Annotated in this window: 9 protein-coding genes and 1 pseudogene; 4 read left to right on the top strand and 6 right to left on the bottom strand. The window is 33.5% G+C overall.

Annotated elements, in window-relative coordinates; genetic code table 11:
- The first annotated feature begins 594 nt into the window (after positions 1–594).
- On the top strand, positions 595–1080 hold the full coding sequence (locus tag J3D55_RS14705; RefSeq protein WP_259132257.1) for a YdeI/OmpD-associated family protein: 486 nt from the start codon (positions 595–597) through the stop codon (positions 1078–1080).
- Between the two features lie 36 nt (positions 1081–1116).
- Here J3D55_RS14705 and J3D55_RS14700 read toward each other — a convergent pair whose 3' ends face one another.
- On the bottom strand, positions 1117–1665 hold the full coding sequence (locus J3D55_RS14700) for a tetratricopeptide repeat protein (RefSeq protein ID WP_259132256.1): 549 nt from the start codon (positions 1663–1665) through the stop codon (positions 1117–1119).
- Between the two features lie 199 nt (positions 1666–1864).
- On the opposite strand from J3D55_RS14700, the gene pepE reads away from it, so the two are divergent.
- The 3 genes and pseudogenes from pepE to J3D55_RS14685 all read left to right on the top strand — a co-directional run bounded on the left by pepE (position 1865) and on the right by J3D55_RS14685 (position 5269).
- Positions 1865–2557, top strand: a complete 693-nt coding sequence (gene pepE / locus J3D55_RS14695) for a dipeptidase PepE (protein ID WP_259132255.1) — start codon at positions 1865–1867, stop codon at positions 2555–2557.
- A 167-nt stretch (positions 2558–2724) separates the two neighbouring features.
- Positions 2725–4096: pseudogene (dacB, locus tag J3D55_RS14690) on the top strand (D-alanyl-D-alanine carboxypeptidase/D-alanyl-D-alanine endopeptidase).
- A 6-nt stretch (positions 4097–4102) separates the two neighbouring features.
- Positions 4103–5269, top strand: coding sequence for a sensor histidine kinase (locus J3D55_RS14685; RefSeq protein WP_259132254.1), 1167 nt, complete (start codon positions 4103–4105; stop codon positions 5267–5269).
- A gap of 58 nt (positions 5270–5327) precedes the next feature.
- Here J3D55_RS14685 and J3D55_RS14680 read toward each other — a convergent pair whose 3' ends face one another.
- From J3D55_RS14680 to J3D55_RS14660, 5 genes are all read right to left on the bottom strand, one after another.
- Positions 5328–5537: a hypothetical protein gene (locus J3D55_RS14680; RefSeq protein WP_259132253.1), complete on the bottom strand. Its 210-nt coding sequence runs from the start codon at positions 5535–5537 to the stop codon at positions 5328–5330.
- Positions 5538–5962: 425 nt separating this feature from the next.
- The gene (locus J3D55_RS14675) at positions 5963–7687 is read right to left on the bottom strand and encodes a M61 family metallopeptidase (protein ID WP_259132252.1); all 1725 of its coding nucleotides are present in this window, start codon (positions 7685–7687) and stop codon (positions 5963–5965) included.
- Between the two features lie 161 nt (positions 7688–7848).
- Positions 7849–9477, bottom strand: coding sequence for a M1 family metallopeptidase (locus J3D55_RS14670; RefSeq protein WP_259132251.1), 1629 nt, complete (start codon positions 9475–9477; stop codon positions 7849–7851).
- A 486-nt stretch (positions 9478–9963) separates the two neighbouring features.
- Positions 9964–10791 (bottom strand): twin-arginine translocase subunit TatC, encoded by an 828-nt coding sequence (gene tatC / locus J3D55_RS14665; protein ID WP_259132250.1) that lies wholly within the window; start codon positions 10789–10791, stop codon positions 9964–9966.
- Between the two features lie 188 nt (positions 10792–10979).
- A complete protein-coding gene (locus tag J3D55_RS14660; RefSeq protein WP_259132248.1) occupies positions 10980–11939 on the bottom strand; it encodes a KpsF/GutQ family sugar-phosphate isomerase in 960 nt (319 codons plus the stop codon).
- Positions 11940–12075: the final 136 nt, after the last annotated feature.

Here is a 12075-nt window from a genome sequence, read left to right as displayed (position 1 = left end):
ACGAGGTTTGAGATACGGGATTCCCGTTTCGGGGTTTTGAGTTTCAAGTCTAAAATTTAAACCAATATTCGAGAAGCGAAAATTTCCCTCTTTTTGAAAGGATGAGTTAAAAAATAAAACTCTATAAAACATTATCAATATAAATTCAATAAACACAATAATCTGTGAAAATCTGCGAAATCCGTGGGAAATAAAAATATATTTTTTTTGAAGCTATTTCCCGCTTTCCATTACAATCTTTTTTTGCAAAAAAGGATTTTCATTGCAATCGGGGCTAGGATTTTTGTTGTTCTTTCAAGAGTTGGAAATAAACAAGGAGTTGTCATTCTGTAGAAAATTTGGACATTAATCTTTCTATATAGCCGAAGCCATGTCAAGATTTTAAATCTTGGCATGGCTAAGTTTCTCATTTTGAAATCGTTATTTAATTCCAGGTAAGTCATAGAAGAAAAAATAATACTCTATAAAACATGATCAATACAAATCAAAATAAAACACAATAATCCGTGAAAATCTGTGCAATCCGTGGGAAATAAAAAAAATACATAATAGGAGTTTACTCAATAAAACAATAAATTCTTAATTTTATAAATAATGAAAAACTACTTCACAGCAAAATTAGAAATCATCGGCATCAATCCTTTTGTGTTCATTCCTGAAGAAATTTTAAATCAAATTTTCGAGAAATCAAGGAAGAGTAAAAGCCCGATTCCGGTGAAAGGAACTGTAAATGGTAAAGAATTTAAGCAAAATCTGATGAAATATTTAGGAGAATGGCGATTATACATCAATTTGACGATGCTGAAAAATTCACCCAAAAGAATCGGTGAAATGATCGAGGTTTCTGTTGAATTTGATGATTCCGACAGAACGATTTCCATTCATCCAGAATTAGAGAAAGCGATTAATGAAAATCCGGTGGCTTCTGCCAACTTTGAAAACCTGATTTCTTCAAGAAAATTAGAATTAATCAGATATATTAACAATCTTAAAACCGAAGAAAGTATCAACAGAAATATTCAAAAAATCATCCGTCATTTACATGGTGAAACCGATTTTTTCGGCAAGAATATCAATTAAAACAAAAAAATCCGGAAACATTTTCCGGATTTTATTTTATGAATTTAAAACTTGGTTAAGTTTTACAGCATCCTGATTGGTAGGATCATACTGTATAGATTTTGCAATATGTTCCTTGGCTTTTGCAGGGTCACTTTGCTGTTCTGCGAAAGCGATATAGAAATAGGCATATGCCAGATTTTTCTTACTTTGTTCCACTTCTTCAGGCTTTACAGTAGCTATATATTTTTCATAAGAAAGCTTTGCATTGGCATCATCTTTAGCAGATTGATAGGCATAAGCCTGACTGTAATATGACGGAGCCCAATCCGGTAACAAAACAGAGATTTTTTTCCATGTATCCACTGCATTTGTCCAGTCTGAAGCGTCCTGATAAGCTCCTGCAAGTTTTGCTAATGCTTCAGTATCTTTTGGATTGGTCTCAATTTGTTTTTTAAGACCATCAATCGTAGGATTGGCAGATTGGCTTGTAGCAGCCATATTTGCGGTATCTGTTTGAGTCGTTTGTGCATGTACAAAACTTGCACCTCCAACAAGCATTAAACCTAAAAACAGATTTTTGATATTCATTTTAGTCATTTTCATAATCTTATATTTTTTAAAATTTCTAATTTCTAAAGTTCAATAATAATTCCACAAAGATTTAAATTTTAGAAGCTTTAAGGTTTTTTAGAAAATATTAACGGGATAAGTGTTTTTTTTAGCTTAATTTTTGATTCGTCAATGTTTGAGTTTATCTTTGTATATCAACTGTTATTTTTAATAATCAATACCATTTCTCTTTATGAACATTATATTAGCCTCGACTTCCACACTTTTTGGTGGAGAATATTTAGAATATTTAAGAGAAGAATTAATTAAATTATATCAAGGAATCGACGAAATAATTTTTGTCCCTTTCGCCCGACCAGGCGGAATTTCTCATGATGAATACACTGCAAAAGCACGTTCTTTCTTCGAAACCATCCATATTAAAGTAAAAGGTCTTCACGAATTTGAAGATAAAATTGAAGCCGTAAACAACGCAAAAGGTTTTTTTACAGGCGGCGGAAACACTTTTTTATTAGTTAAAACTTTACATGAAGAAGGTTTAATGTCGGTTTTAAAATCAAATGTAGAAAGCGGAAAACCTTATTTAGGATGCAGCGCAGGAAGCAATATCGGCGGACAAAACATGAAAACCACGAACGATATGCCGATCGTTTATCCGCCGAGTTTTGATTGTATGGGATTGGTTCCTTTCAATTTAAATCCACATTATTTAGATCCAAATCCGGATTTGAAGCATAACGGAGAAACGAGAGAAACAAGAATTAAAGAATTTTTAACGCAAAATGACTTGAAAGTTGTAGGACTTCGCGAAGGAAACTGGATCAGAAAAATCGGAAACAAAATTACGGTAGAAGGAAATGAACTCACAAGAATTTTCGAAAAAGATAAAGAACCTTACGAGATTGAAACGGGTTCAGAACTATAATTTTTAATTTAATTATATTTGAATAAGGTTTAAAGATGCTTCCACAGGCTCAGCATGACAATGTTAACAATTAATTGCTAATAAAAAACGTTTAGTATTAGGAATGTCATGCTGAGCTTGTCGAAGCATTTAAACAGATAATTGAATTTACAAGAGAATTAAACACAATGAAAAAGGCATTTGCTGTTCTTACTTTATCAACGCAAATTATTTTTGCTCAAAATATCACCCAAAAACTGGAGGCTGCAACCAAAGATCTGATGGATTCTTCGGGAGCAATTTCGTCTGGTTTATCATTTTATGTTTCTGATGAAAATGGTAATTTAATTTACGATTATCAGGGAAATAAAGGGCTTTCTACGGCTTCTACGCAGAAAATATTTACCGCAGCTGCAGCGTTGGAAACATTGGGGAAGAATTATACATTTAAAACAACTTCAAGCTATTCGGGAAGTATTTCGGGAGGAAATCTGAACGGAAATCTTTTCATCACTTCCACCGGAGATCCTACATTGGGAAGCTGGAGATATGATGCTTATAAACCTGAAAATTTTAAACAAAAATTAATTGAAGCCGTAAAAAATTCAGGAATTAAAAAGATTTCGGGTGATCTTGTTATTGATGATTCTTATTTCGATCATCAGACAATTCCGGGAGGTTGGCCGTGGGATGATTTGGGAAATTATTACGGTGCAGGAGTTTGGGGAATCAACTGGCGTGAAAATCAGTTTGATATCAACATGAACGGAACAGAATTCAAGAGTTTTTCTTATCCTTTGGAAGGCATTAATTGGCTGAATGATGTGAAAGTTGGGGGAAGTTCAGATCAAAGTCTGATTTTTACGGCACCGCATTCCAATGTGGCTTTAATTAATGGAACTTTACCCGCAAAAACCGTTACTGTTTCAGGTTTCTGTACCCAATCCTCCATTACAATTAGGAGCGGAAGTGCAACAATGGTTAAAAGAATCAGGAATTGAATTTGCAGGAAAAGTAGTAACCAATTCTCAGCTTGAAATTGAAGGAAAGAAGCCGCTTGAAGTTCCGAAAAGTAATGTAATTCTTACGTACGAATCTCCGACTTTAGATAAAATTGTGTATTGGTTTTTGAGGAAAAGTATTAATTTTTATGGCGAAACTTTAATCAAAACATTAGGGAAAGAGAAAAAAGGAAACCCGAGTTTTAAAAGTGGAGTAGCGTTTCTGAAAGAATTCTGGAAATCAAAAGGAATCAATCCGAATATGATTAATTTTGCTGACGGAAGCGGACTTTCACCACAAAATTATGTGGCTGCAAAAGCCGAAGTTCAGGCTTTATTATACGCCAAAAAACAACCTTGGTTCGACACTTATTACGATGGTTTTCCAACGCAGGACAACGGAATGAAAATGAAAAGCGGAACCATGAAAGACACCAAATCTTTTGCAGGCTATCACACGTCGAAAGATGGAAAAAAATATGTATTTTCAATCATTATTAACAATTATCAGGGAAGCGGAAGCACAGAGCTGCAGAAAATTCTGAATGTTTTAAAATAAATTACTTTGAAAAAATCCATAATTTCAAGATTAAATAACTGGATCATTTTTGTTTTGATGACGATTGTTGTATTAACCATCGTTATTGCGTCGACTATTCTTTTTAATTTTCTTCGAAAAGAAGAGGTCAAAAGGGTGGATATTTTGGTGACTGCTCTGAAATTTCAACAGGAAGTTAATCCAAGTTTAGATTTACAGGAGCTTATTCTCACAATTAATGCTTCTAATAATACAATTCCTTTTATTGTAACTGACAAAAATAAGAAGCCTATATTAGAATTAGGTTTTTACCGAAATATTCCTGAAGATATAATAGAAAGTCCAGAAAAGCTAAGAAGTTTAATGGAAAGTATGGAAAAAAAATACAAGCCTATTGAACTCAAGATTGCAAATGGAAATAGACAGTTTGTATATTATGACAATTCAAAAGTGTTGAATTATCTTCAATACTCACCTTATTTGCTAGGTTTATTTCTGTTAAGTTATTTTCTTTTTTCATTTTGGTTTTTCAGAACAGTTAAAAAGACTGACGAAGGTTATCTTTGGGCAGGTCTGGCGAAAGAAACAGCGCACCAGATCGGGACTCCGTTATCATCAATGATTGGCTGGATGGAAATTATGAAGCTCGACGATCCTGATTCTGAAGGAGTTCATGAGATTGAAAAAGATATTGAAAGACTAAGGACTATTTCTGAAAGGTTTTCTAAAATTGGCTCTGTTCCGGAACTTAATGACCGAGATTTTAATGCAACGATTCAGGAGAATTATGATTATTTAAAAACAAGAATTTCAAGAAAGATCAATTTTGGGTTACATCTTCCGAACTATGAAATTTCTGTTCCGCACAATAAAATTCTGATGAGCTGGGTAATTGAAAATCTCGTAAAAAACGCTGTGGATGCAATGAAAGGAGAAGGTTCGATTTCCATGTCTGTTTTTGAGAGAAATAAAAATATTTTAGTCGAAGTTCAGGATAACGGCAGCGGAATGACGAAGCAGCAGGCAAGAAATGCTTTTAAACCGGGCTATTCAACCAAAAAAAGAGGTTGGGGATTGGGATTGTCACTCGCAAAAAGGGTAATTCAGGAATATCATAACGGAGAGATTAAAATTGCACAGACAGAAATTGGAAAGGGAACAACTTTTAGAATTGTCATTAAAAGTATAACATAAAATACAGAACTAATTATTAATCAAATTTAAGGTTGCCTATTTAGACAACCTTATTCTTTTAAACATAACAGGATTCAACTAAAGTCCCAATAATACTATAAGTCTCATATGAGCCATCTGTATATCTTTTGGTTATATACTTACTATATTTACAAGGATTTCCTGCATATCCATAATATGTGACTACATCCTTTAAGACTCTATTTCCTGCACCATAAACTAATCCACCTTTAGTTTTTTCCATTTCGTTTTTTGAAAGTTCTTTCATTTTATTTTGTATTTAAAAATTTGTAATTCAAATATAATATTTTTATTATTTCGGCTGCTAATTTTATAATAATTTATATTTTCATGTTGTTTTGCTGTAAAAATTATTAATATTGTTGTTTTTTTTAAGATAAAATCAGTTCGTTTAAAATATTTTTAATTGTAATTTACTTTATAAGATAAAATTTTTAACTAATTATAAATTATATTTTGGGTAAATAACATTTTCAGCTATATGTTTAAAAACAAAAAAAGCGGAGAAAATTCCCCGCTCAATTATTATTAATTTTTACTTATTTCTTTCCGGTTAACCATTGATCCTGAAGTTTTTGTTCTGCAGGAGTTGGATTAGTCTTAAATGCAAGAGTTTCCACTGTCATTTTATCCAGAACAGCTTTTCCTTTAAGGTCGATTTTATCGGTTTTCTCACCATTCTTTCTTAGAAACTGTTACCGTTACATTTTGTCCGTCCTTAATTGTTTTTGCATATTCAATAAAAGCTTGGATATTCTGAATATTGATGGTTTTTCCGTCCAAAGCAACGATTTTATCTGTAATTTTAAATCCTATACTTTTTGAAAAAGGCGACAATGCTGAACTTTCATCAAATACAAATGCATTATCCTTATCATCATAACCCGTTTGTTGTGGATCTTTAATAAACCAGAAAATCGGCGGAGTTTCCTGTTTTTTCGCTTCCACACCTACCTGATTCAGATATTCGATGTAAGGTGTCGGCTGACTTCCTGCAATGTATTTGTTATAGAAATCTTTCACTTGAGGATATCCTGTAACAGTTACTAGTTCATCGATTAATTTATCATCTTTGAACGGCTTATTTTCACCAAATCTCTGAGATAATTTTCTGATCATATCGCGGTAACCCATTTCACCGTTTGACAGTTTTCTTAGCTCAATATCAAGACACATCGCCAAAAGCGCTCCTTTTTCGTATACGTTTCTGTATTGATCTTTGTACTCATCCAGAAGGACATTTTTACTCATCACCGTGAAAGGCATGGTGTCGTTGTAGTTCTTAGAATTTGTAATTTTTTCGTTCATTCTTTGAAGGAATTCATCTTTATTGATTAAACCTTCCTGAATCTGGAACAAATTAGCAAAATATTCCGTTCCGCCTTCATACATCCAAAGGTGTTGAGACATTTTCGGATCTGCATAATCGAAGTAATGAATCTCTTCCGAATGCGTCTTCAAAGGATTCACCGTATGGAAAAATTCGTGAGAAACAACATCGGTAATAGTCTTGTCAATCGCTTCTTTAGGCATCATTTCAGGCAATACAACACTTGTAGATTCGTGGTGTTCCAAGGCTCCGAAACCTTTAATCTGCGGTTCACCCGTTCCCGAAAGATAAAGCATGATCGCATATTTTTTATTGGTATTCATGTCACCCAAAAATTTCTTTTGAGCCATGACCATTTTTTCTAAATTATCTTTAAAATCTGCCGCTTTATACTTTCCTGTCGGAGAATAAACTCCCAGAACAAGATCCATACCTCCCGCGTTAAAAGTGATATAGTCGGGTTTTGAATACATTAACGGAGAGTCGGTTACTTTTGCATAATTTGCTAATACAAAAGTGTCTGTAGATTCAGATTTATCTTGGTCAACCAAAGCTGTTGTTCCATAGAAATCAGTCGGTTTTTGAATCACCAATTGATAAGGAACATCCTGCATATTGTCGATGTATCCTACAAAACCGTGGGTATTGACAAGATAAATTTTCCCTTGTTCAATATCCGTTCCTGAAGGCGAAAATACCGCTTTGTGCTTTGAAGTGTCCATTTCATCATCAAAACTGTCATTAACCAAGTAAGTAACTTTAGTTAAATTTTGAGCATTTTTTAATGAATAGGTATTATCGTTCACTTTTGTGAAAGTCAATTCTTTTCCTTTATTATCAAAAAACTTAATGCCTTCCACGAATCTTCCATAGTCGTCTATAGAATACGTTCCGGGAACAGTTTTAGGAAAGTGGAATTTCACATCTCCAGATTTCATCTTGGGGAATTCCATTGTTACGGCAACTTTATCGTCTTTTACGTTCACAAGATCGATGGTCGTTTTAATGGATTGAGCATTAACTAAAAAGGTCGTTAAAACTCCTAAACTTAGTGCTATTTTTTTCATTGAGTCAAATTATAGTTAAATAGTTGCTGAAAAAGTAAATTTGTTACGAAATGTTGTATTAAACTTTTCTTAAAATTTTAAAGATTACATTGCAAAATCAAAAAAAGACTAAAAAAAGAAGGGCAAAATCACCATTTTAGCGATTTTGCCCTTTTTATAAATTATTGAACTTTATTATAATCAATGTAATAATTCGTGTTAAATTCTACCGGACTGCCTTTCTTCAGCTTTACGGTTTGCCATTGCTCGGTCGGAGTAATGGTGATGCCTTCAATGATAATCGGAAGTTTTAAGTTTTTAACAATATTGGTATATCGGAATTTCAGCTCCCCACCTTTTTGAGAATATTCTAAAGTGGGAATCTTTGTAGATCTCAGATATTGGTTAAATACACTTGAAAAATCAATTCCTGATTTTTTTGAAATGTAATTCTCAATTTGCTCCGTTGTTACCGTTTGATGATAAAAATCTTTATTGATTCCTCTTAAAATCTGCCTGAATTTTTCATCATTATTAATCACCTGACGAATCGTGTGAAGCATACTTGCGCCTTTAGGATACATATCGCCACTTCCTTCATTTCTTACCCCATATTTTCCGATGATAGGAACATCATTTTCGATACCGTGTTTAATTCCCTGTGCATAAATATCTGCAGATTTTTTGTCCATATATCTTTCGGTGAAAAGAACTTCAGAATACATCGTAAAACCTTCATGAACCCACATATCTGCCTGATCTTTCGCGGTAATATTATTGGCAAACCATTCGTGACCGCTTTCGTGAACGATAATATAATCCCAATTCAAACCAACTCCCGTTCCGGAATAATCTTGTCCCATATAACCGTTTTGGTAGCCGTTTCCGTAAGCAACATTGCTTTGATGTTCCATTCCCAGATATGGCGAATCGACTAATTTGTAAGAATCTTCATAGAAAGGATACGGTCCGAACCAATATTCAAATGCAGAGAGCATTGGTTTTACCTGCTGAAACTGTTTTTTAGCTTTATCTAAATTATAATCTATAACCCAATAATCTAAATCCAGTTTTCCTTTTTCTCCATTGAAAGTGTCTTTAAAATTCACATATTTCCCGATATTCGGAATGATGGAATAGGCATTAATAGGGTTTTTAACTTCCCAAGTATATACCATTTTATCGCCTTCCGCTTTCTTTTCGATTAATTTTCCGTTTCCTACACCCACTAAATCTTTTGGGGTAATAATTTTCATCACGACTCCGTTATCCGGTTCATCGCTCCAGATATCTTTTGTAGGCAACCAGATAGAAGCTCCGATTCCTTCATCGGCAACGCTCATCCAAGGATTTCCTTTTTCGTCTTTTGTAAAAACCCAGCCACCGTCCCAAGGCGCACGTTTTGCAATCGTAGGATTTCCGGAATAGGTAACGTCAATCGTATATTTTTCGCCTTTTTTAAAGCTTTTATTGGTTTTAATCCAGATAAAATCACCATCCTGTTTAGAATCGGCTATAGGAAAACTTGCTTCCACTTTATCGGCTTTCATCGGTTGTTGAAGATCGATCTGGAAAGTAGGATTTGTAACGTCTTTGATGATCTCGAAACTAATTTTATTGTTTCCTTTAATGCTTTTCTGAGCAAAATCGGGTTCTACAGAAAGATCATATTTCTTTACATCCCAAAAATTTCGAAATTGGGTGTTAGAACCTTTTAAAGTATCTTGTTTGGTAAAAACTTTATCTTTTTCGAAGAATTGCCCGAAAGCTAATCCTGAAGCAAATAATATGGTATACGAAAGCTTTTTCATTTGAAATTAAAATTAATTTGCTAAAATTAAAAAATTAATCGATTGTAAAATTTAGAAAATTAAATTATTACCATCTTTTTCGGATTAGACGACAGAAATAAAAGTTTGTTACATTTTTAGAAGACATTCCAGTGTTTCACTTTTAAAATGTATAAGGTAAGAATTCGCCTGTTTTGGAGGGAGTGGTTTTATGATCCTTGACAAGGTTTTAAACCTTGTCAAGGATTACGCTAAGTATAATTTAAGTATAATTATGGTACAAATAGAATGTTGAATTAGTCTGAAAGGTTGAAAAAACGACAAAAATCCTAGCCCCGATTGAAGAGAAAATCCTTTTTTGCAAAAAAAGATTGCAACGGAAAGCGGGAAATAGCTCCTTAAAAAATAATAAAAGTACAATTCGACGAAGTCAAATAGCTCCAAAAAAAAATCCCGCAGAATGAATCTACGGGAAAATATTTTAAACTTTAAAAAAAATTTTATCAATTATTTCTGAACAACGGGTAAGTTTCCAGCGGCTTTCTGTACTTTTTTGTAGGTATAAGAACACATTAAAATACTGAATTCATACAGTAAAAGCAATGGGAAAGCTGCCATTATCATACTCAAAACATCGGCAGGAGTAATAATTGCGGCAACAACCATAATTAAAACAATGGCGTGACGACGGTAAGTACGCATGAATTTTGGTGACAGAATTCCGATCGTTGTAAGGAAATAAATAAGAATAGGGAAAAGAAAAATAACACCCATCCCTAAAATTACCTGTAAAAATAGGGTTGTATAGTCGCTTAAATCGTAAAGCGGAATAATAATATCTGAAATTTTGAAGATAACCCCAAAATTAATAGCAAATGGAAGGATTAAAAAATATCCGCATAAAACGCCTGTCATAAACAGAATCCAAACGGCATTGATGATAAATATCGAGTTTTTTCTTTCTTTCGGATGCAAAGCAGGACCGATAAATCTCCAAAGTTCCCAGACAATGTAAGGGAAAGAGGCTACAATTCCACCAAAAATAGAAACCGCCATCATGACATTAAACTGCTGATAGAGCTTGCTGGCACGAACAGGGAAGTCTTTTGGAAGGTGAATACTGTCTTCGCCCAAAATCATTCTGGAAAAATGGTTAACCACATGAAAGGTCGGGAAATCATTTCTTGTAGGACCAAAAAAGATATGATCCATAATCCAGTTGATATTAAAGCCTACAACAAAAGCAGCAATTATAATAGCAATGATAGAACGTACAAGATGACCTCTTAATTCTCCAATATGCCCAAGAAAGGACATGTCTTTACCTTCACTCACAGAATAATATTTTTAAGGACTCAAATTTATGAAAAAAGTTTCACTAAAATAGGAAGTTGGAATTTTAAATTGAAGGTTTAAAATTTAAAGCTTCGATGCTTCGATAGGCTCAATATTACATTCCTAATACTCACTGTTTTAATTGATGATATTTATAGAAATATTATGATAATTCATTAAATTCCAGCTTAGTTAATTCCTTCGTCTAACAATTTATGAAGATCGATAATCCCGAAATATTTTCCGTTTTCTGTTACGATAAGTTGCCCGATGTTGTTTTCTTTCAAAATTTTCATGGCTTCTTTTGCCAAAGCGGTTCTTTCGATCGTTTTTGGGTTTGCAGACATGATATCTTTAGCCAAAACTTTAGAAATATCGTCACCTTTCATCAGCATTCTTCTTAAATCTCCATCGGTAATGACTCCCATAATCTCATTTTCGTTGGTGACAACCGTGATTCCGTGTCTTGAGCTGCTGATGGAAATAATAACATCCTTAACTGTTTCATTTTCTGTAACATGAGGTTTTTGCGAAGAAAGGAAATCATCAACTTTTGAAATTAAATTTTTACCTAAACTTCCACCCGGATGAAATTTGGCAAAATCATTTGCCTTAAAATCATTCATTTCCATTAAAGAAACTGCCAAAGCGTCGCCAAGAGCCATTTGCAGAGTGGTTGAGCTTGTAGGAGCCAGTTTATTCGGACAAGCTTCCATATCAACGTGGGTATCTAAAATAACTTCAGAAAATTCGGCAAGTTTGCTGGATTTATTTCCCGTCATTCCTATTAATGCAGAAGAATAATCTTTTAAATAAGGAACTAAGTTTACAATTTCCGGTGAATTTCCGGAGTTGGAGATGCATAAAACGACATCCTGCTTCTGAATCACACCCAAATCCCCGTGAATAGCCTCTGAAGCATGAAGAAATTGGGAAGGAGTACCTGTAGAATTCAATGTGGCTACAATTTTATTTCCTACGTGAGCAGATTTTCCGATTCCTACAACAATCAATTTTCCTTTTGCGGAATGAATGATCTCAACTGCTTTTACAAAATCGTCATCAAGTCTGTTTTTAAGCTTTTCAAGTTCCGAGATTTCTATTTCCAGAGTAGTTCTTGCGATTGAAATGATATTGGCTTTTTCCATTTTATTTTATAGGTGTACAAAAAATCACTAAAAAAACGTTATATTTAAAAAAGAATATTTAATACAAATTTTATTTTTATAAATTCGTTCGCTTTTATTTTAAGCGAAAAATTCATAACTTTGGATTAGATGCAAA

It is taken from the genome of Chryseobacterium ginsenosidimutans (genome assembly GCF_024807225.1).
In the GTDB taxonomy this organism is placed as follows: domain Bacteria; phylum Bacteroidota; class Bacteroidia; order Flavobacteriales; family Weeksellaceae; genus Chryseobacterium; species Chryseobacterium ginsenosidimutans.
This window is presented reverse-complemented; position numbering and strand designations above follow the sequence as displayed.